Here is a 20,827-nt window from a genome sequence, read left to right as displayed (position 1 = left end):
CGGCCTGCGGTCAAAAGTCGTGCAAACGCCTCACCCCTGACCCAGCAATGCTTCGTTGAATGGATAGCGGGACAGTTTTGCGATGCCGGTGTCGGTGATCAGAACCTCTTCTTCCAGCTTGACGCCGTCAGCGGCACCAACTTCACCAATGTAGCTTTCCACTGACACCACCATGCCGGGCTCCAGAATGCCGTCTTTCGAAAAGCGCTCGAAATCCATATGGTGGGCGACCAGCGGGGTCTCGCCGTGCATGCCCACCCCGTGAATAATGGAAGGATAGCGACGGTCCAGAAACCGGTCCGGGATCTTCCAGGCGCGTTCCGCGATTTCCAGATAACTCATGCCCGGGCGCAGGATCGACATGTTGTGCTGCACCTGTTCATGGGCCATACGATAGAGTCCCTGCTGATAAGCAGTCGGCCGGCCCGGTCCAACGTGGAAGGTGCGGGAGAAATCCGAATAATAGCCGTGACAGCCGATGGTGTCGGTATCCAGCGCCACCAGTTCGCCCGGGCGCAGCACCCGGTCACTGGCCTCATTGAACCAGGGGTTGGTGCGTGGGCCTGAATTGAGCAGGCGCGTTTCGATAAACTCGCCGCCCTGCCGAATCACCTCACCATAATGAATGGCGAACAGGTCATTTTCGGTTACCCCGGGGCGAATCGCCGCCTCGACATTGGCTACCGCCGCCTCACTGGCGGCCATGGATTGGGCCAGACAGGCAATCTCTTCATTGGTCTTGATGCGCCGGCAATGCAGCGTGTCCTGCATGCAGTCGAACACCTCAAGCCCCTGAGCCTCCAGCGATCGGGCCAGATTCAGCGCACAGCGGTCCAGACCAACTTTCAGTCGCCCGTTGTCGCCGGCATGGGCGCGCACCAGTTCAGCGATTTCCACACCGAAGGGATCACTGGACAGGTTGTCCCGCTGGTTTACGGCAGACCAGACCACCTTGGATGTACGTGCCTCGTCGATGGTTTCCAGCCAGGTTGAAACGTGGGCACTGCCCGGATACTCGAACAGGATAACCGGACCGTCCTGCGGTACGTAAATATAGCGTGTCGAGTTGCGCAGGAAATAGCCGAACATGTTGCGCGACCCGGTGGCATAACGCTGGTTAAAAGGATCAAACAGCACCACGGCGGCGTAATCCTGCTCGCGCATCATGGCACGCAGACGCGCCAGTCGGCCAGCCCGCAACTGCACCGGATCAAAGGCGGTGGGAATGCTGTCGCCGTTGCCAACTGGTGCCGAGGGCACCACCGGAATCCTTTCGGGCTCCTGATCGGACAGATATTCGAATTCGACAATGCTCAAGAAGTGACTCCACAGATGCTGATTGAAATGACGACCTGACGCTAACCGACATTCAGTCGGCCAGGCTATCGGTCCGCGCGATGCCCTCGCCTTCCCGGAGCAGTTGCTCGTGCACCGGCGCCATGCGCCCGAAGATGCGCAACGCGCGCTCCGGTCGACCAATGAAGCCAGGCTCCCTGGCATACGCAAAGATAACAGTATGGCGTTCGCGACTACCGACCACAGGGGTGACGCGGTGCAGAGAACAGCGCCCGAAAAAGATCTGCAGATCACCCGGCTGCAGATCGATCTTGCGCACACTGGTGTGGTCGCCGTCCAATACCTTCTCCACAGCAGAAAAGTTCTCGCCCTCCGGGCTGCGAATACCCGGTGCATACTCGAACCGGCCGCCACCTTCCGACTGGCGGGTCATCATGGTCACTATGAATTCATTGGTATCGTAGTGCCACGGATGCTGACAGCCTTCACGCAGCACATTCACCACCAGCCCTGCCAGTGGATCCGCATACTCATGGATTTCGTCGAGGCCGACCACAGCAGCAACAAAGCGCTGGAAATGCGCGCTTTCGTAAACCTGACGGATGATGGTTTCAGAGCCGATGCGATCACCGGCCACAAAACCATTGGTGCGATCGGCAAAACGGTTTTTCGGATGAGTGGCCGGCAGGCTGGGATCCGGATCCCCATTGTAGGGATTGGTTTCTGTCTGGTTGTAGTGTGCTTCCGGCGACAGCCGCTCGGTCTCCGCTTCTAGGCGAGTCAAAGCCTCTGTGGGTACAAACTGCTCGAGCACCACACAGCCGTCATCTTCGAGCTGCTTGCGGCAATGCTGTATCAGGGCCTTCCCGACTACGCTGTCCAGCCGGTCAATCGGATAACGCTCAAGATCGAGCAGTCCGTCCAGCGGGTTTTCTTGCGCTGATTTCTTGTGGGCCAGCATGAATTCCTCTCTGCACTCGTTCAGAAAACATACTGGACAGACTAGGATGCCCAGCTCCATAATGAAAATGAATGATTTCCATGCTTATCATTTTGAATACAAATAGATGGTGGAAGGAGGGTGCTCATGGACACCGAACTGCTCAAGGCGTTTGTCGCCGTTACCGAGACCGGCGGCTTCAGTGCCGCTGGCAAGTTGCTGCATCGCACCCAGTCTGCCGTCAGTCTGCAGATCAAACGACTGGAAGACCGGATGGGCGAAGCCCTGTTCCGGCGCACCAGCCGCCAAGTGGTGCTGACCCCGGCCGGCGGACGCCTGCTGCCCTACGCACGGCATATCCTGAAACTGCATGATGAGGCCATCCGGGTATTGGGTGCTGAAAGCCCGGAAACGCTGATCCGACTGGGCATAACCGAGGAGCAGGCCATCGCCTACCTGCCACATCTGCTGGAACGCTTTTCACGGGAATACCCTGACGTACGCATCGAGGTGATCTGTGAAGCCAGTTCCCTGCTGGTCCGAGACTTTCAGGACGGCCTGCTGGATGTGGTTCTGGCCATTCGTCACACACCTACCCAGTCCGGTCAGTTGCTGGGGCGGGAACCCCTGGTCTGGGTCGCCTCTGCCGAACACCCGTTGCCCCGTCGCGATCCCCTGCATCTGGCACTCAATCCCGAGGGCTGCATCTTCCGGGCACACGCCTTTGCCGCCCTGGGGCGAGAGGAGATTCACTGGGATGTGCGCTTTACCAGTCAGTCGCCCACGGGTATCAACCTGCCAGTGCAACTCGGTCTGGCCGCCACGGTCAAGACACCGCGCAGCATCCCCAGAAACTGTCGCATCATTGGCCCGGAGGCAGATTTGCCTGCCCTTGGCCATGTGGAGACCGAACTTCATCGGAGCCCCAGCCAGACCAACAACGAAGCGTTCAATGCCTTGTGCGAATTACTCGTCGGTATCGTTACCCATGCCGACAATCTCGAACCCATGCCTCTGAGCATGCACTGAAACGAATGCATTTCCCGACCCGGTGACACCGATTCTTTGCTCACTGTCCTGCCCGACCGACCGAATCACGATCAATTTCCCATCAGATTAATTAATAATTGAAATAATAAATCTTAATGGATTTATAGAACAAATAGATCAAAGCTTCTGTTAGCCTGAAATTGATCTGGGTCAGTCGCCGACATGGTCCAAGACGCAATAAAAACGACAGGAGGGAGTCATTCGGTGGAACTCATCCAATATGCGTGGACCAACATTGATGTCCTGTTGGCCCGCACCGTTGAACACATTTCACTGGTAGGCGTTGCCGTCGGTCTGGCCACGCTGACAGGCGTCCCGATCGGAATAGCCATCACCCAGTCGGAACGTGTCGCCAGAGTCGTACTCTATGTGGCTTCCATCATCATCACGATCCCGTCGATCGCCCTGTTCGGTCTTATGATCCCCATTCTTTCGGTGTTCGGCCACGGTATCGGCTACGTGCCCGCCGTCATTGCAGTGCTGCTCTACTCCCAGTTACCGATCATTCGCAACACCTATACCGCCATCAACAATGTCAGTCCCGCTCTGCGTGAGGCCGCACGCGGCATCGGCATGAGTCCGCTGCAGCGCATGCGTCAGGTGGAAATCCCGCTCGCCATCCCGGTGATCATGGCCGGGGTGCGCACGGCGGTGGTGCTCAACATCGGCGTCATGGCCATTGCTGCCTATATCGGAGCGGGTGGCCTGGGCACCTTCATCAGTCGTGGCATTTCCCAGTCCGACCCGCGTCAACTGATTGTCGGCGCCGTCGCGGTCAGTCTGCTGGCGGTCATCACCGACTACACCCTGCTGGCCTTGCAGCGCTGGCTGACCCCGAAAGGACTGAGCCGGAGTGCAGGCGCAGGCGCCTGAGGCAGTACCGACACCGATTGCAGAGGAACTGAAGACATGATTCGCCTGGAAAACCTCACCAAGATATTCGAGACACAGAAAGGCAGCGTCATCGCTGCCGATCACATCACGATGGAAGTCCCTTCGGGAGAGATCTGCATATTGCTCGGGCCGTCGGGCTGCGGCAAGACCACCACCCTCAAGATGATCAATCGCATTGTGCCACCCACCTCCGGCAAGGTATTCATCGAGGGCGAAGACACCAGCGGCATGCAGACCGAAGACCTGCGCCGCAATATCGGCTACGTCATTCAGCAGATCGGTCTCTTTCCCAACATGACCATTGAAGAGAACATCACGGCCGTACCCCGGCTGCTGGGTTGGGACGCCAAACGCTATCGCGAACGTGCCCGGGAACTCATGGACGTGATCGCCATGGACCCGAACATCTATCTCAATCGCTATCCGAGCGAGTTGTCGGGCGGCCAGCAACAGCGTATCGGCGTGGCTCGGGCACTGGCAGCAGATCCGCCGGTGATGCTCATGGACGAGCCCTTTGGCGCCATCGACCCGATCAACCGGGCGGTGATTCAGGATGAGTTCCTGAAGATGCAGCAGGCGCTGAAGAAAACCATTCTGTTTGTCAGCCATGACATCGATGAAGCCATCAAGATGGGTGATCGTATCGCCATTTTCCGCGCTGGCAGACTGGTCCAGTTGTCCGAGCCCGATGACCTGCTGGCCGCGCCCAAGGACGAGTTCGTGGAGTCATTTCTGGGCGATGACCGGGCCCTCAAGCGGCTCAATCTGGTGCGGGTGGGGGATGTTGTGTCAAGCGACATTGGTACCGTCAACCCCGGCGATACCCTGGCCACCGCCCTGAAACGCATGGATGAATACGGTTACCAGCTCTCGATTCTGATGGTGAATGAGCAGAATGAACCGGTCGGCATGGTTCCGCGCTCCGTGGCCAGCCTTACCCGCGGATACTGCCGGGACCACTTCCAGCCGTTACCGGGCACCATCCACATGGGCGACAGCCTGCGCAAAGCCACATCGATCATGTTTGCCGAGGACACCACCTGGCTGCCCTGCATTGATGACAACGGCAAGGTCTGCGGACAGATCACGCAGCGTGCCATGACGCGTCACCTGGGCGCCCGTTTCCGAGCCGCAGCACGCACTGCCACTGCACCGGCAACAGGAGCCTGAGCCATGCTTGCGTCCATGCTGCAACGTTTCGGCAGAATTATGGTGCTGGCGGCGGTGTTCGCTGCCGGTGCCTGGACCTATGCCACCGGCTTTATCGACGAATTCCTGTGGCACTGGCCTGATGTTCAGTACCTGACCATGCAACACCTCTGGCTGACGGCCATGTCCGGCTCGCTGGCAATCGCTGTCGGCATTCCTCTGGGCATTGTGTTGTCGCGACCCAGCATGGCCAGGGTGGCAGAAAGCATCATGCAGGTACTGAATGTGGGCACCACCATCCCCACGCTGGCGGTGCTGGCACTGTCGATGAGCTTTCTGGGCATTGGCACGACTCCGGCTGTGTTTGGCCTCTTCGTGGCCACCCTGCTGCCCATAACCCGCAATACCTTTGCCGGTCTCACCGGCATATCTCCGGCTTTGCTGGAGGCTGCTGCCGGTATCGGCATGTCGCCCACGCAGCGCCTGTTCCGGGTCGAACTGCCCAACGCATTGTACGTGATATTCGCCGGCATCAGGACCGCCCTGACCATCAATGTCGGCACCGTCCCGCTGGCCTTTCTGATCGGTGCCGGCGGCCTGGGCGAACTGATTTTCACCGGCATCGACCTCTTTGATCCGGCCATGATGCTGGCCGGAGCCATCCCTACAGCCATGCTGGCCATTGCTGTGGACGCACTGATCGCTGTTATCGCCTTCCTGGTGGTACCGCGCGGCGTGAACCCCAACCGGGCATGACAATAAAGCAACTCATGACAGAAGACATCACAGGAGAACAATGATGAAGACACTGTGCACCGCACTGATCGCCCTGGCCATGGCCGGAACGGCTCTTACCCAGGCACAGGCAGCCGATCTGGTGGTTGGCGGCAAGAACTTTACCGAACAGCAGATTCTGGCCAGCATGACCAGTCAGTATCTGGAAGCACTGGGCTATGACATCGACACCCGGGCCGGCATGGGCACCGCCGTTCTGCGCCAGGCGCAGGAAAACGGCCAGGTCGATGTGTATTGGGAGTACACGGGCACATCACTGATCAATTTCAACAATGTCAGTGAGCAACTCGACCCCGAGGCCACCTATCAGCGGGTCAGGGAACTGGATGCCGAAAAGGGCCTGGTCTGGCTCGAGCCATCAGCCGCCAACAACACCTATGCTCTGGCCATGCGTCGTGATGACGCCGAGGAACGTGGCCTCCTGTCGCTGAGCGACCTGGCCGCTGCGGTGAACAACGGAGAAGATCTGGAGTTTGGCCTCAATGCAGAGTTTTACGCACGTGATGATGGCTGGAGACCGTTGCTGGAGGCCTATGACTTCCAGGTCGGCCGCAGCGAAGTGAGCCGCATGGACTCAGGGCTGGTCTATCAGGCGCTGCGTGACGGCCAGGTGGATGTTGGACTGGTCTTTGCGACCGATGGCCGCATCCCGGCGTTCGACTTCCATGTCCTGGAAGACGATGGCGAGTTCTTTCCGGCCTATGCCCTGACCCCGGTTGTGCGGGAAGAAAATCTGACGGACTTCCCGGATCTGGCGGATCAGCTGAACGCTCTGTCGGCGCTGCTGGATGACATGACCATGGCCGCCCTCAACGCCGAAGTGGATGTTGACGGGGAAACCATCGAGCGTGTCGCGGAGAACTTTCTGCGTGAACATGATTTGCTGTAATCTTGCAGCATGACGTACCCGAGCCGTTGTCACCGGTCTGGTGACAACGGCTTTTTTTGCGCATCGGGCATCCGGATGAACTGCCATCGGGGCCGTCTCATTCAGCAGGTATCTTATGCAGGAAACCCTTACTGTCGCCGCTGCCCAGATCAACCCCGAACTGGGCGAGATCACGAACAATGCAGAACAGCACCGGGACTGGATCAGTACAGCGCGTCAGAACGGTGTCGAGTGCCTGGTCTTTCCGGAACTGTCACTGACTGGCTATGCGCTTGGGCCGGCCATTCTCGACGTGGCCTGCCTGCGCAATTCCGAACTGCTGCTGGATCTGGCAGCCGTGTCGGGGTCCATGCAGACGGTGGTCGGGTTTGTCGAACATATCAGTCCGGGCGAGTATGCCAATGCCCTCGCCATTCTCCGGCACGGCAAAGTCGTGGCCGTGCACCGCAAACTCCATTTGCCGACATACGGCGGACTCGAAGAGGGCAAATGGTTTACCAGCGGCTCGTCACTGACCTGCACAGGACTCCAGCAGGGCTGGCAGACCAGCCACCTGATCTGTGCCGACCTCTGGAATCCGGCACTGGTTCATGCCGCCGCGCTGGAGCGGCCGGACATTCTGTGCGCGCCCATAAACTCGGCATCCGGCATTGTCAGTGCCGAGTTTTCCAACGAGAACAACTGGATGCTCACGCTCAGGTTCTACGCCATGATGTATGGCCTGCCAATTGTGATGGCCAACCGCTACGGCGCCGAGGGCTCGCATCATTTCTGGGGCGGGTCTTGCATTCTGGGCCCCAGAGGCGAACTGCTGGCGATGGCAGAAGACAAGGACATGCTGGTGGTGGCCGAACTGTCCCGCCTAGAAATCGCACGGGCCCGGCTTGACTGTCCGACTCTGCGCAACGCCAATACACCCCTGGTGCAGCGCCTGTTGTCCTGACGGCCAATGCTCGCTGGGCCTGTGCCGACCACCTGATAGCCTTCGGCCCCAGAGAGGCACCAGCACTCGAGCCTTCGGAGACAGGCGCTCTTCACTGCCCGAGCCGCTGTCCGACTGCAGTGGCAGCAACGGCTGCACGGACGCCTCCGGATGCACGTGCCCCGGCAGAATGGGCATGGCTGGCAGGTGAAGACTGATTGTCGACGGTGTCCTCGGAATACAACTGAATACAGGGCCCGGCCATAACCACCTGCGTCCAGTCCTGGGGCCGATTGCTGCGGCTGACCAGCAGGCGTCGACTGGCGGTCAGGACCTCCCAGTCGCGGCCTGCCAGTGGCAGCTGTTCCCTGTCCGGGGGCAGCTCGCCCAGATAGTGCCACTCGCCAGTGGCGGCCAGTTCGGCCCACAGGTGCAGCTCGCCTTCGGGTCGGGGGTGGTAGGTGCGGGCCCACTGCAGGCGCAGTTCCGGGGCCGCCTGTTCCGTACGTGCAAATCCGTACAGGACCAGGGTAACGGTGTCCCGGTGACTCAGCGGCGCCAGATAGGCCGGGTTGCGTATCTCCGGGGCCTCGGACGGGCGCAACAGCAACAGCGCCAGGCCTACCGCTATGGTCGTGCTGACGGCCGCCAGCCACTTGAACAGCAGCATCCCAGCCGGGACAGACGGTGAACTACCCGCATCGGCAGACTGCGCTGCCGGTCTCGCATGATCAATGGCCTGCTCGATGCGCCGCCAGACAAAGGCGGGCGGCTTTGCTTCCGGCAACCCCTGCTGCAGCGGATACAGAGTGTCCGCCCAGTACTCGACGGCCTGCTGCAGCGATGCATCACTGGCCAGCAGACGCTCCATGCGGCGCCGCGCCAGCGGATGGAGGTCACCGGCGACATACTGGCGTGCCAGGTGTTCGCGGACCGCCGGCAGGCTGTATCTCAGGATTCCAGACATAGCTTCAACTCTGTGAGACTGCGCCGCAACCAGGCCTTGACCGTGCCCAATGGACGCCCCAGGTGCAGGGCCAGCTCACCATGGCTGTAGCCGTAGACATAGGACAACAGGATGGCATTTCGGGGCTCCCCCCGCAGACGCTCCAGACACTGCTGAATACTGTGCGCCCATACGCCGTCATCGGACGACGACTCTGCCCACAGCGCGTCCAGTTCCGGCAGGGGCACCTCATGCCGGCGCTGGCACTGCTTGCGCCGATCCATGGCCAGATGGCGTGCCATCACAATCAGCCAGCCCCAGGCCGAACCGGCGCCACTGTATTGCCTGGCACTGTGCCATACCCGGATGTAGACATCCTGCAAGACGTCACAGCTGTCCGCTTCATTCGGCACAATACGTCTGATCACGCCCAGCAGGCGGGGACTGGTCAGTTCGTACAGGGCCCGCAGCGCGGCCGGATCCTGCTGTGCCACCTGGCGCAGCAGCGCCGCCGGATCACCGGCCCCGATCTGACGAGCCCTCCCCTGTGGCTCGAGATTCGGCTTCCGCGGGCACATGCAACCTCCAGACTGCGCATGACTGTACTCAGACATCATAGCCTGAAGAATGCCGGAGCGCCCGGGGAACGACATGACAGATCAGTGCTGTGGCTCGGCAACCGGCCGTCAGTAGCCGGAGCTCCGGCTGCGCTCGGAACGGCTGCGGACGGCCTCGCCCTCGCTCACTTCAATGACAAACCAGACATCATTGACCCCCTGGCCCGTTACATCACCGGGCTGCTGATCGTTGACCCAGTAATACAGCGGCATGTCGTCATAGGCCCATTGCTGACCACCGTCATCCCGTGGCACCAGGCTGAGGCGATCCGTCGCCGCAGCACCCTCTTCGGCCATGTAGGGCGGCCAGGCGGCAGCACAGCCGTCGTAGCAGTTGCTGACGCCCGGTTCGTCACGCGTAAACAGATACAGCGTCATGCCATCCGAATCGGTCAGCACCGGTCCCAGTGTGGTGTCGCGCACCGCGACCGGGCTGTCTGCCAGTGTCAGGCCGGCACAGGCCACCAGGGTGCAGGCAAGGGCGGGGAAAATTATTCTGATCATGGTTGGTTCCTCTTGTCTGTGGAGAAATACAAAGACTGCACAGAACAAGACGACCCCGGAGTCCGATTTGGATGCAGCACCTGCATCCAGTAGGTCATTCACCAGACGCTGCCTGATGGCCCTGCAGCGGCAATTCGATCCAGAAGGTCGAGCCCGCACCGAGCTCGCTTTCAAAGCCGACATAGCCGTCCATCAGCATCATCAACTGCCGGGAAATGGCCAGACCAAGCCCCGTACCGCCATGCCGCCGTCGGTCGGAGGAATCCGCCTGGGTGAACTTGTCGAACAGGCGATCACGGAATCCCGGGGTAATGCCCGGCCCCTGATCCTGCACACTGACCCTGATCCAACCCGGTTCCGAATGATCCACCCAAAGCCTCACTTCACCGCCCGGCGGCGAGAACTTGGCTGCATTGGACAGCAAGTTGCCCAGCACCTGTTGCAACCGATGCGCATCGACATTGACCAGTGCCATGGCGGCCGGACTCTGGTCAAGATCCAGCGCCTTCAGGGTGACATCAAGCTGGTGGGCATAGCTCTCATTGCTGCGACAGGCTTCTTCCAGCAGCGGCAACAGCGGCTGCACGGAGGACTGCAGGTGCATGCGGCCCGCTTCCAGGCGTTCGAGATCCAGCAGGTCATTGATCAGGTACTGCAGCCGCTGGCTGTTTTCCCACGCCGCCTCGACCAGAGGCAGCACCGGGACTGGCAGCGCGCCCACGGCACCCCCGCGCAACAGCCCCAGAGTGCCTGCTATCGCCGTCAGAGGTGTACGCAGTTCGTGGCTGACAGTAGCCAGAAACTCGCTCTTCAGACGCTCCGCTTCACGGCGGCTGCTGATGTCTTCCACCAGCATCCAGATATTACGCCGGCCATTGCGGGCCATCATCATGGCCGCGTAAATCTGTACCGGGTAGGTCGTACCGTCGCGACGCTCGAATTCAGACTCGAACGGCGGGTGCCAGCCGGGGGTGGCGAGGCGGGCAAAGCGGACCAGTTCGAGACCGCGCTGGCTGACTGGCAGCAACTCTTCATAGGTCTGTTTCAACAGGGCTCCCATCCCTTCCTGTTGCTGCTCGGCCAGAGCCGCATTGGCTTCCAGCAACTGACGGGTGTCGACATCAATCAGGGCAATGCCGATGGGAGACAGTTCGAACAGGGCATTCAGCAGCCGTTCACGCTCTTCGGCCTGCCGCTTGAGCAGGTCCCGGTCGCGCGCATACAGCGCTTCTTCCACCAGATCCGCCAGGGCACGCAGGTCCGCCCGCTGCGCCTCTGTGAGCTGGCGCGGCTCTGAATGCGCCACGCACAGGGTGCCGGCGCGGCGGCCGGACAGCATGTGCAACGGCGCCCCGGCATAGAAGCGGACATGGGGCGGCCCCGTCACCTGCGGGTTGTCATGAAACCGTGGGTCCTGCAGCGCATCGCTGACTTCCATCACCTCGCTGGACAGAATGGCATGGCCACAGAATGACGTCATGCGCGGGGCCTGCGTATCGAACATACCCTGACGTGACTTCCACCACTGACGGTCATGATCAATCAGCGATACCAAGGCAATATCCACATCAAACAGTCGCTGCGCCAGGCGAGTAATACGATCAAAACGCTCTTCTGCCGGGGTGTCCACAATGCCCAGCAGGTCCAGCTCGCGCTGGCGCAGGACTTCATCAAATGGTTCTGCCGGTGCTTTCATGAGGCACTCCGTTCAGCGTTGATTCCGCCGGTTCCGCCCGGCCCGCTTGGCGTCATACAACGCCTGATCAGCCCGGTCAATCAGGGCGCCAATGGTTTCTTTCCGGTCCGGATCAGCCTGTGTCAGACCAATCGACAGCGTGCACCGGAAAGCGTCACCGGACTCCGTATTGAAGTCGATGTCAGCAAAGCGCTGACGCACAGCTTCCAGCAGTTCCACCGCATCTGCCAGTGCACAGTCGGCCAGCAGCGCCGCAAACTCCTCGCCGCCATAGCGCCCGATCAGATCGGTCTGGCGCAGACGCTGGCGCAACAAGGTGGCCATGGCCCGAATCACGGTATCACCGGTGGCATGCCCCCAGGTATCGTTGACGCGCTTGAAGTGGTCGATATCCAGCATGACCACGACACAGCTGTAGCCCTGGCGCCGGCTGCGTTCCAGTTCCACGGCGCCGGCTTCGAGAAAGCTGGAATGCTTGAGCAGACCAGTCATGCCATCCCGGGAGATCAGGGTACGCATTTCCCGGGCACGCTCCACACGGGCCATGATGCTCATGATCAGCGTATCGTCGGATACCGGTTTGGTCAGAAAGTCATCCGCCCCGCGACGCATGGCTGCGGCCTGGCGCTGCTGGTCGGTTTCGGCAGAAATATACATGATGGGCAACGTGGTCAGCATTTCGTACTGGCGCAATACGGCCGCCACCTCGTCCCCCGCGACCTGCGGCATGTGCAGATCCAGCAGCACCAGATCCGGCTGGAATTCTGCTACCGTCTCGATGATTGCCTGCGGATCATCCTCCCAGTGCACCTCCATGCCGGCCTGCTGCAGCACTTTGCTGAAGTGCTGGGCCAGCAACTCATCGTCTTCCACCAGCAGAATGCGCGGTTCCGGCTCCTGCCGACTGTCCAGCACCCGTACCAGAAAGCCGATCGCGCGCGGGATGTCCAGCGGCTGAGTGAAGTAGCCTTCCACGCCCATGCGGGCTGCCAGCAGACGCTGATCGAATTCATCGCTGGCAGAATAAACCAGCAAGGAACTGCCTGCCCACTGGCTGGTATCCGGCTCTGCCCCGTCAGTCTCGGCCAGCAACGCGTCCAGATTGACAAACAGCAGAGCGGGCAGGGCGCTGCCCGGATCAGGGCCGGTCAGAAAGGCGCTGACGGGAGCCCGTTCGACCGTGAACCCGAACGGAGCCAACTGACGTTGCACATCTTCTGCCAGTTCGGCATTGGGTTCCATCAGCAGGATGGAGAAAGGAGGCGAATGCGGCGACACAGCCGACGTGACGGCTGGGGTTGAGGCTGGCTGACTGCTGCTGAGCGGTGGATCTGCAATCAGTTGCCGCACCGTCGACAGCACATCCTGCAATTCAGCACATCCGGACGACGCCTGACTCAAACGGGCATCCAGGCGATGCTCGGCAAGCCGGGCCTGATCTCCCAACTCGGTAAAACCGAAGGTGCCGGCCGTACCGGCCAGCCGATGCAGGCGTTGCTGCAGCTCGCCCAGCACCAGCGTCTGCCGATCACTGTCGGGCTCGGCACGCTCGATCTGGTCCAGCAACTCGCGCATGGCCGCACAGTCATCCTGCAACCGAGTCATGAACTGTTCACGCAGGGCCTGCAGTTGGGTCTGCACCGAGGTATCTTTCATTTCACCGCCACTCGTTCACTATTGGCTGCACCATTCTGCCCACAGCGCCCCGACCTGCTCCGGCAGGGTCATGGGGTCAAAGGGCTTGCGCAACACGCCTATTACGCCCTGATCCCGCCAAGCAGGTCCCAGCCAGGCATCAGTGCGGGCGGTGAGAAACACGGCGGGCACGGAGCTCAGTTGCGCATCCGCGCGCAGCCTGGACAGGGTTTCGGGCCCATCCATGTCCGGCAGCATCATGTCCAGCAGCAACAGGTCCGGCCCGTAGCCGGCGGCCTGGGTCAGCGCCTCGGCGCCGGAGTCACAAAGCATAAGGTCATAGCCCCCAACGGTCTCCAGCGACAACCTGGCGATCATCTGGATATCGACATCATCCTCTACATACAGGATTTTCCTTAACCCGCTCATCATGACCTGCACTACTGGCTGATATATCTCCGAGTCTAGTCTTTGCCACACTGCAATGCCATGCGCGACTGACTGATCAGGCCGCCCGCCAGCATCAGCAGCAGCCCCGACAGAATAAGCACATTCAGTTGTGCCACCCCGTGCCGGAGCGCCATCACTCCAGCCAAAGCGAGCGGCAGGCTGACATACATCAGGTTGTAGCTCACCAGCACGCCGACGGGTCTGCAATGGCGCCAGTAGGACCATTGCATCATCAGGAACGCACCCAAGGCGCCGACGAAGCTCACGCCAAGAAACAGCCAGGCATCCAGGCTGACCGGCAACAGGCCAACTCCGCCATCAAAACGCTGCTGCGACAGGCTCTTCCAGAGCGCATCCAGAGCCAGAAACCCACCGGCTGCCAGGCCAAATACGGTCTCCTGAACACGCAACTGACGATGGCGACATAACAATCCCAGTACAGGCATCAGCAGGACCCAGCCCAGCGAAACAGCAAGCAACAGGGGCAGATTCAGCATGCCGGTGCGGCCTGGGAGCCCAGTCAGGCCAGCGGCAGCAATCAACAGGGTGCCGGCCACGATCAGCACTGCACCCAGAGTCTGGGCACGCGTGATGGTCTCGCCAAGCACCAGCCGCGAGAACAGCAGCGAGACCACCAGACCGGTGGCAAACATGGAGGTAAACCAGAGCGTGTCGGCAAAGAGGTTGGCCGCCATGACCCAGAAGGGGGCGGTAAAGTTCAGCAGCAGCCCCGTCAGATAAACGGCCCACCGGCAGAGGCTGCGGTCGCCGGCCCGCAGGCCGACCACCCCCAGCCGCATCAGCACCTGGGAGATATGCAGGGTGGCGGAGCTGCCGACACCGAGCAGCATCGCCACCATGTTACCTGTCAGGTCCATCTTTCAGTCTCCAGTCAGCGTCCGGCTGTGTGACCACGCCGAACGCCCGGAGTTCCGGTTACTTCTCCCAGGCGAAGGGTTCCAACTGCTCGTTCAGTTCCGGATGCGCCAAATGGTTGCTGTAGTTGGACAGCGTCTTCAGGCTGACCGCAGTGATCACATCAAACACATTGGCCTTGCTGAAGCCGGCCTGCAAGAAGGCCTGAACATCTTCCTCGCCAACCCAGCCGCGCTCATTCACGACCTTGCGCACGAAGGTGATCAGGGCGGCATCGCGCGCGCCGCTCGGGCTGTCCTCCCGCCGCACGGCCGCAATGGTGTCCTTGTCGAGCCCGGCCTTGGTACCGCCGGCCGAGTGCGCTGCCACGCAGAAATTACAGCGGTTGGTCACACTGGTGGTCAGCAGGATCAACTGAACTTCCTGCGGGGTCAGCTCGCTCTCGGCCAGCAGGGCATCCAGTTGCACATAGGCCTGAATGGCGGCCGGAGACTCGGCCAGATACGCAAACAGATTGGGCACAAAGCCCATCTTTTTCTCGACGGCCTCGATCACCCGAGCGGATTTCCCGGGCGCTGTCTGTACTGTGTGAGCTTTGAACATGGGGCTTGCCTCGTCTGAGTAATGTAGAGGCAGTATGGCTCAACATTCTGTACTATGAATGCCAAATAGTATTTATAAGTTGCTCCATCGTATCAAAGGGCCATCATCATGACAGACCATGCAACGGCGCGCTCTGCGCTCGACACCCTCCTGGGCATGGTGGATCTGCGCTGTACCGTCTATCACAACCAGCAGTTGTGCGGAAACTGGGAGTTGGCCGAACACGAGATCGGACAGACCTGTTTCCACCTGGTCTCGCATGGCGAATGCGAGCTGAGCTGGGGCGGCCGGCACTGGTCCCTGGCAAAGGGAGATCTGGTACTTTTTCCGGCCGAGCAGCCACACCAATTGCGCACCCTGGAGCCGCAGGAGCGGCCCATGCAGACCTTCGGCATGGAACAACCGCTGCAAAGCGGCCATACCGGGCTGCTCTGCGCCTCGGTGACCTTTGCGCATCAGGCCTCGCGCGCGCTGCTGGAAGCTTTGCCGGAGATGACGCTGCTGCGCCGGGACCCGGGCAATGATCCGTGGCTGAACCCGCTCCTGCAGCAGGTGTTGTGGGAAAGCCAGCACCCGGCCCCCGGCCAGGCTGCAGTGCTGGATCAGTTGGCAGAGCTGATCTTCATGCAGGCCATCCGCCATCAGCGCACCGATGACGCCACCCCGGCCGGACTGCTGGGTGCGCTGAGGGACCCTGGGCTGGCCCGCGCCATGACCCGCTTTCAAGCCCGGCCCGAACACCCATGGACGCTGTCCGAACTGGCTGCCGAGGCGGCCATGAGCCGCAGCCGCTTCGCCAACCATTTTAGACGGATCAGCGGTTGGACTCCGGCCCGATACATGGCCTGGTGGCGCATGCAACTGGCCTGGACTCACCTGTCCAGAGGTACCTCAGTGCTGGCCACGGCCCTGCAGGTGGGATATCAGTCCGAGGCCGCCTTTTCCCGCGCCTTCCGCGCCACCTTCGGGGTATCGGCCGGCGCGGTCAGGCGCCAGCTCAATACGGTCTGATCCGCTCAGGTCTGCATCAGGCCCAGCCAGAGCAGCAACGGCACCAGGCCGGTCGCCACCGCCACCGTGGGCAGAAACAGCCGATAGCGGGTGGAGCGGGCCAGCCCCGCCAGCGCCGCAATACCACCGCCGCCGCCAATGACCCAGTTCCCGGGCAGATTCAGGGTAACGAACAGGAACACATAGGGATGATTCTGATAGAAACAGAGCCCCCAGCGCAGTAGCCGGCGCAACGGCGGCAGGCTGGCGGGGTCGGCCTGATCCAGACGTTCCCGCGCCGCATGAATACGCTCCAGCCAGCGGTGATCACGCAGCCGACGGGCCACCCCATAGCTCAGGCTGAGCCCGCAGACAGTACTGAACCAGGCGGCCACCAGACCATACTGACCAAACACACCCATGATCAGCCAGCCCAGTTCGACCCCCGGCACAAAGGGAATGGCCAGCAGCAGGGCATAGAGCAGGGAGGTGACCAGCAGCACCCACCAGCGCTGACGCTCGTCCAGCCAGAGGCTGATCAGGCCTTCACCGCTCAGCAGCACCAGCCCCACGACCACCACCAGAATCAGGCCCAGAATCAGCGCCACACGCAGACCGATGCGACCATAGTAGAGGACATTGCTGCTCATGCACTGCCTCTGTTCTGCTGCCCGGGCATGTTCAGATCGGCCCCCTCGGGAGGGTTCGGCAACATGATCCCGGAGCCCGGCACGGGCCGGCCGAAGTGATAGCCTTGCAGTTCATCACAGCCTTCGCGCGCCAGCCATTCGGCCTGCTCGGCCGTCTCGACGCCTTCTCCGATAACCTGATAGCCCAGGTTGTGCGCCAGCCCGATGATGGCCCGACACAACAGAGCATCCTGCTCATTGGTCGGCAGTTCCCGCACAAAGGCCTGGTCGATCTTGACGCGGTGGACCGGCAACTGTTTCAGATAGGCCAGTGACGAGTAGCCTGTACCGAAATCATCTATGGCGATGCAGACGCCCAGTTCGGCCAGTTGTGCGAGTACGGAGACGGTGTGGTCCAGATCCTGGATGACCGCAGTCTCGGTGATTTCCAGCTCCAGCAGTCCGGCCGGAAGGCGGAATTGCTGCAGCAACGCCCGCACCTCACCAGCCAGGTCCGGCGCCAGCAACTGCTGCGCTGACAGGTTGACAGCCACCCGCAGTCCATGACCGGACTGCAGCCACGCGGACGCCTGCCGACAGGCTTCGGTCAGCACCCAGCGCCCCAGCGGTACAATCAGACCGGTGTCTTCGGCCAGCGGAATAAAGTCCGCCGGTGGGATCATACCTTCATCCGGGTGCTGCCAGCGCACCAGGGCTTCCACCCCCACCTGCTCATGGGTGGTCGCAGCCAACTGAGGCTGATACCAGAGTACCAACTGGTCGCTGTCCAGAGCCTGGCGGAGCCCGTTCAGCCGGTGCTGGCGACGACTCATGCGCTCACTCAGTTCCGGCACGAAGAACGCTACCGGGTCGTTTCCCGTCGTCCGTCGATCGGCCTTGGCCCGCAGCATGGCCATTTCGGCATTGCGCATCAGACCATCAGCAGTCTGCCCGTCGGCCGGGGCCAGGGTAATGCCAACGCTCAGGCCACATCGGTAGTCGGTATCGGACAGCGTGAACGGCCGCTCCAGGGCCCGCACCAGACGCCGGGCAATACCGGCCACCCAGGCGGCATCGTCGACCGGACAATTGAGCAGCAGTACACCAAATACGTCTCCGGTCAGGCGGGCCAGCATGGCCTCTTTGGGCAGGGCATTCTGCAATCTGCGGGCCGTCTCGCGCAGCATGACATCGCCAGCAGCACGGCCCGCTGTCATGTTGACCGCATGAAAGCCGTCAAGACCCATCATCAGCACCGCCAGTCCCCGCTCCGCCGACACCATGTTCACCACCTGGCCGACACGCTGCTCGAACGCAGCCCGATTGGACAGCTCCGTCAGGTCGTCGTGCCAGGTCCGGTGACGCAGCTCTTCTTCATAACGCTTGCGATCGGTGATATCCAGCCCGTAAATATGTACCGCGTCAGCGGACACGGGCCGGATGTGCAGGATGTAGTGCTGATCGCCGCAAGGCTCCTCGAAGCGCTGCCGCTGCCCCTGCTCCAGAGCGACCGATACGCGGTCCCTGATGGGAGCCGGCAACGGCTGACCCGCAGCCACGCCCCAGCAGTCGAGAATGGGGGCGGACGCCTTGTTGGCATAAAGCAGCAGGCCATCCTCACGGGCTCGCATCACCGGGTTGGTGTTTTCGTCCGGAAACCGGGCCAGCTCATTGTTGAAGCGCTCCAGCTCTGCCAGATGACCTGCATTGTGGCGCAGCAGATCATTGAACGCGCGTTCGGTATCACCCATCTCGTCCCGCCCGGGCTGGTCTGCCAGATGTCGCAGCGGGTGGGCCGGATCCTGGCCAGCCGCGATGATGCGCCGGCGGAAAGCCAGCAGCGGGTTCAGCACCAGAAGGCTCAGCACCGCCATGGTGGTCACCGTGACCACAGCCGTAATCAGCAGTACCAGACCACTGATGCGCCAGACAAAGGCCGTCAGTTCTGAATCCACGGTGCTGGCATCAAGGCGGGCGCTGACATCCCAGGGCAGCCCCAGATCGGCTGCCGACCACCTGACTTCCAACCAGTCTCCATCTCCGCGGCGGCGCTTGTGCCGCAGGTCACTGTCGTCCCGGGGCGCCGTGGTCAGTGGCTCGCCGGCCACTTCTCCGGCGCCATGATGCAACACAATGCCACGCACCAGCGTACGGCCGACCAGACTGTCCAGAGCCGCTTCGGGCATGTCGCCTGCTGCCGGCAATGCGGCCCGGGTAGCCTGCTGACCGGCCTGATTCAGGGACTGCAGCAGATCACGCTCATAGTTGACATAGGATGGCGCCAGGATGATGGCCTCTATGATCACGATGCTGGCGAAGACAGCCCCGGTCAGCCACCAACACAGCCGGCAGCGCCAGACCCCCTGCAGATTCCACTTTCGATCAGCCACCGCTATGTCGTCCCTTTTGCATGGCCTTGCGGCGCGATTCTGCAGCCCAGGCACTGTAGGTTGCCACCAGAAAGGGCACCATGAAATTCATCGCTACATGCCACCAGTTCACTGGCACATCAGACCACAGGGCGCCGCCCTGATTGATCAGATTGAGCAAGGCTCCGACCACCAGACTGACTCGAATCGAGCGCCAGATCATCGACGGCTGCAGTACTTTCGGATCCAGTCCCAACAACGGTGTACCCACTTCCCGGCCCTCTGCCATTCAATAGTAGCAGGGTCAGACCCGGCTGACTCGTCCCGGTTCCACAGACCGACCCGACCGATCTCTGGTACACTGCGCATCGGGGACCCTCTGGAACAAGACTCGGATCATGCTGTTGGGATTTCTCATACTGCTGCTCTGCCAACTGACCGGCGAGTTGCTGATGATGACGCTGGGCCTGCCGATACCCGGGCCGGTGGCGGGCATGCTGATCCTGTTTGTGGGTCTGCTTCTGTACGGTTCGGTACCCAGGGCACTGCGAGTGCCGGCAGAAGGCCTGATTCGCCACCTTTCGCTGCTGTTTGTACCGGCTGGCGTGGGCCTGATTCAGCACTTCGGCCTGATTGCCCAGGAATGGCTGGTGATCCTGTTGACGCTGATCAGCAGTACCTTTGTGGCCCTGTTCGTCACCGCGCTGGTATTCAAGGCACTGCATCCGTCGTCTTCCGGGGAGACACGCGATGGATGAGATTGCCATCAGCAGTTTCTGGGTCTACTTCGCCTCCGAACCCCTGCTGTGGCTGGTGCTGACGCTGGCCACCTTCCTCTGTGCCCAGTGGATCAGCCGCAAGGCCGGCGGCACACCGCTGCTGCACCCGGTGGTGGTCACCATGGCCTTGCTGATTGGTCTGCTGCTGCTCACCGACACCGACTATGACACCTATTTTGACGGCGCCCAGTTCATCCATTTCCTGCTCGGACCGGCCACGGTAGCGCTGGCTGTACCCGTCTATGATCAGTTGCCGCTGATCCGCCGGCTGTTGCTGCCTGTCGTCGGTGCCTGTCTGACCGGCACCCTGGTAGCCGCCAGCAGTGCCGTCGGCATCACGCTGCTGCTGGGCGGCTCGGAGGAACTGGTGCGCGCCATCGCGCCCAAGTCGGTCACCTCACCTATTGCCCTCGGCATTGCCGAGCAGATCGGTGGCCAGCCCTCGCTGGCGGCAGGGCTGGTATTGGTGACCGGCGTTATCGGCTGCCAACTGGCGCCACTGGTGTTTCGGCTGCTGGGCCAGCAGGACCCCGCCGTGCAGGGCTTCACGCTGGGCCTGGCGGCGCACGGTTTCGGTACCGCCTGGGCCTTCCAGATGAGTGCCATGGCCGGCGCTTTTGCCGGTCTGGCCATGGCGCTGACCGGGGTGTTCAGCTCCGTGCTGGTGCCGGTGGTGGTGGGGCTGGTCCTTTAGTCGACAGAAGACAGATGACAGCAAGGCTGGCATCGGACAATACTCAGTCGACTGTCAACCGTGTACTGTCAACTCGCGCTCCCGGCCTGTACCTGTCTGCCCGC

At 61.4% G+C, this 20,827-nt stretch carries 22 protein-coding genes; 9 read left to right on the top strand and 13 right to left on the bottom strand.

The window, feature by feature from the left end; all coding sequences use genetic code 11:
• Positions 1–30 precede the first annotated feature (30 nt).
• Complete coding sequence (locus tag E4656_RS09750; RefSeq protein ID WP_135483038.1) at positions 31–1,317, bottom strand: M24 family metallopeptidase; 1,287 nt, start codon at positions 1,315–1,317, stop codon at positions 31–33.
• A gap of 52 nt (positions 1,318–1,369) precedes the next feature.
• Positions 1,370–2,257 carry a HalD/BesD family halogenase gene (locus tag E4656_RS09745; protein WP_135483037.1) on the bottom strand — a complete coding sequence of 296 codons (888 nt, stop codon included), beginning with the start codon at positions 2,255–2,257 and terminating at the stop codon, positions 1,370–1,372.
• Positions 2,258–2,383: 126 nt separating this feature from the next.
• Between E4656_RS09745 and E4656_RS09740 the strand changes: the two genes are divergently transcribed.
• The 6 genes from E4656_RS09740 (at position 2,384) to E4656_RS09715 (ending at position 7,956) form a co-directional block, all read left to right on the top strand.
• Entirely contained in the window at positions 2,384–3,265 is an 882-nt protein-coding gene (locus tag E4656_RS09740) for a LysR family transcriptional regulator (protein ID WP_135483036.1), read from the top strand.
• Positions 3,266–3,490: 225 nt separating this feature from the next.
• Positions 3,491–4,159: an ABC transporter permease gene (locus E4656_RS09735; RefSeq protein ID WP_240753953.1), complete on the top strand. Its 669-nt coding sequence runs from the start codon at positions 3,491–3,493 to the stop codon at positions 4,157–4,159.
• 36 nt (positions 4,160–4,195) lie between these two features.
• Positions 4,196–5,350 (top strand): ABC transporter ATP-binding protein, encoded by a 1,155-nt coding sequence (locus E4656_RS09730; protein WP_135483034.1) that lies wholly within the window; start codon positions 4,196–4,198, stop codon positions 5,348–5,350.
• A gap of 3 nt (positions 5,351–5,353) precedes the next feature.
• Positions 5,354–6,085: an ABC transporter permease gene (locus E4656_RS09725; RefSeq protein WP_135483033.1), complete on the top strand. Its 732-nt coding sequence runs from the start codon at positions 5,354–5,356 to the stop codon at positions 6,083–6,085.
• A 43-nt stretch (positions 6,086–6,128) separates the two neighbouring features.
• Entirely contained in the window at positions 6,129–7,013 is an 885-nt protein-coding gene (locus E4656_RS09720; RefSeq protein WP_420812685.1) for a glycine betaine ABC transporter substrate-binding protein, read from the top strand.
• A 115-nt stretch (positions 7,014–7,128) separates the two neighbouring features.
• Positions 7,129–7,956, top strand: a complete 828-nt coding sequence (locus E4656_RS09715; RefSeq protein WP_135483031.1) for a nitrilase-related carbon-nitrogen hydrolase — start codon at positions 7,129–7,131, stop codon at positions 7,954–7,956.
• A gap of 91 nt (positions 7,957–8,047) precedes the next feature.
• Here the strand turns inward: E4656_RS09715 and E4656_RS09710 are convergent, their stop codons facing one another.
• The 8 genes from E4656_RS09710 to E4656_RS09675 all read right to left on the bottom strand — a co-directional run bounded on the left by E4656_RS09710 (position 8,048) and on the right by E4656_RS09675 (position 15,262).
• Positions 8,048–8,902, bottom strand: a complete 855-nt coding sequence (locus E4656_RS09710) for a hypothetical protein (RefSeq protein ID WP_135483030.1) — start codon at positions 8,900–8,902, stop codon at positions 8,048–8,050.
• Positions 8,887–9,459 (bottom strand): sigma-70 family RNA polymerase sigma factor, encoded by a 573-nt coding sequence (locus tag E4656_RS09705; RefSeq protein ID WP_135483029.1) that lies wholly within the window; start codon positions 9,457–9,459, stop codon positions 8,887–8,889. The genes E4656_RS09710 and E4656_RS09705 overlap by 16 nt, the downstream gene beginning before the upstream one ends.
• A gap of 108 nt (positions 9,460–9,567) precedes the next feature.
• Positions 9,568–10,002 carry a COG4315 family predicted lipoprotein gene (locus E4656_RS09700; RefSeq protein ID WP_135483028.1) on the bottom strand — a complete coding sequence of 145 codons (435 nt, stop codon included), beginning with the start codon at positions 10,000–10,002 and terminating at the stop codon, positions 9,568–9,570.
• A gap of 94 nt (positions 10,003–10,096) precedes the next feature.
• Positions 10,097–11,698: a GAF domain-containing sensor histidine kinase gene (locus E4656_RS09695; RefSeq protein ID WP_135483027.1), complete on the bottom strand. Its 1,602-nt coding sequence runs from the start codon at positions 11,696–11,698 to the stop codon at positions 10,097–10,099.
• Between the two features lie 12 nt (positions 11,699–11,710).
• Positions 11,711–13,354 (bottom strand): diguanylate cyclase, encoded by a 1,644-nt coding sequence (locus E4656_RS09690; protein WP_135483026.1) that lies wholly within the window; start codon positions 13,352–13,354, stop codon positions 11,711–11,713.
• Between the two features lie 18 nt (positions 13,355–13,372).
• Positions 13,373–13,765 carry a response regulator gene (locus E4656_RS09685; RefSeq protein WP_205849161.1) on the bottom strand — a complete coding sequence of 131 codons (393 nt, stop codon included), beginning with the start codon at positions 13,763–13,765 and terminating at the stop codon, positions 13,373–13,375.
• A 32-nt stretch (positions 13,766–13,797) separates the two neighbouring features.
• Entirely contained in the window at positions 13,798–14,661 is an 864-nt protein-coding gene (locus E4656_RS09680; protein WP_135483025.1) for a hypothetical protein, read from the bottom strand.
• A gap of 58 nt (positions 14,662–14,719) precedes the next feature.
• Complete coding sequence (locus E4656_RS09675; protein ID WP_135483024.1) at positions 14,720–15,262, bottom strand: carboxymuconolactone decarboxylase family protein; 543 nt, start codon at positions 15,260–15,262, stop codon at positions 14,720–14,722.
• A 108-nt stretch (positions 15,263–15,370) separates the two neighbouring features.
• Here E4656_RS09675 and E4656_RS09670 point away from each other — a divergent pair, with 108 nt between their 5' ends.
• On the top strand, positions 15,371–16,273 hold the full coding sequence (locus E4656_RS09670) for an AraC family transcriptional regulator (RefSeq protein WP_135483023.1): 903 nt from the start codon (positions 15,371–15,373) through the stop codon (positions 16,271–16,273).
• Between the two features lie 5 nt (positions 16,274–16,278).
• Here E4656_RS09670 and E4656_RS09665 read toward each other — a convergent pair whose 3' ends face one another.
• From E4656_RS09665 to nrtS, 3 genes are read right to left on the bottom strand one after another with little or no spacing between them, the layout of a single operon-like run.
• Entirely contained in the window at positions 16,279–16,902 is a 624-nt protein-coding gene (locus E4656_RS09665) for a hypothetical protein (RefSeq protein WP_135483022.1), read from the bottom strand.
• A complete protein-coding gene (locus E4656_RS09660; protein WP_135483021.1) occupies positions 16,899–19,271 on the bottom strand; it encodes a putative bifunctional diguanylate cyclase/phosphodiesterase in 2,373 nt (790 codons plus the stop codon). Before E4656_RS09660 ends, E4656_RS09665 begins: the two co-directional genes overlap by 4 nt.
• Positions 19,264–19,539 carry a nitrate/nitrite transporter NrtS gene (gene nrtS, locus E4656_RS09655; RefSeq protein WP_167856013.1) on the bottom strand — a complete coding sequence of 92 codons (276 nt, stop codon included), beginning with the start codon at positions 19,537–19,539 and terminating at the stop codon, positions 19,264–19,266. The genes E4656_RS09660 and nrtS overlap by 8 nt, the downstream gene beginning before the upstream one ends.
• Positions 19,540–19,648: 109 nt before the next feature.
• Between nrtS and E4656_RS09650 the strand changes: the two genes are divergently transcribed.
• Both E4656_RS09650 and E4656_RS09645 read left to right on the top strand, forming a co-directional pair.
• On the top strand, positions 19,649–20,008 hold the full coding sequence (locus E4656_RS09650; RefSeq protein ID WP_135483020.1) for a CidA/LrgA family protein: 360 nt from the start codon (positions 19,649–19,651) through the stop codon (positions 20,006–20,008).
• Positions 20,001–20,723, top strand: a complete 723-nt coding sequence (locus E4656_RS09645; protein ID WP_135483019.1) for an LrgB family protein — start codon at positions 20,001–20,003, stop codon at positions 20,721–20,723. The genes E4656_RS09650 and E4656_RS09645 overlap by 8 nt, the downstream gene beginning before the upstream one ends.
• Positions 20,724–20,827 lie beyond the last annotated feature (104 nt).

The sequence above is a fragment of the Natronospirillum operosum genome, assembly GCF_004768465.1.
Classification (GTDB): Bacteria; Pseudomonadota; Gammaproteobacteria; order Pseudomonadales; family Natronospirillaceae; genus Natronospirillum; species Natronospirillum operosum.
The sequence above is the reverse complement of the archived record's forward strand: the minus strand, read 5'-3'. Positions and strand labels throughout refer to the sequence as shown.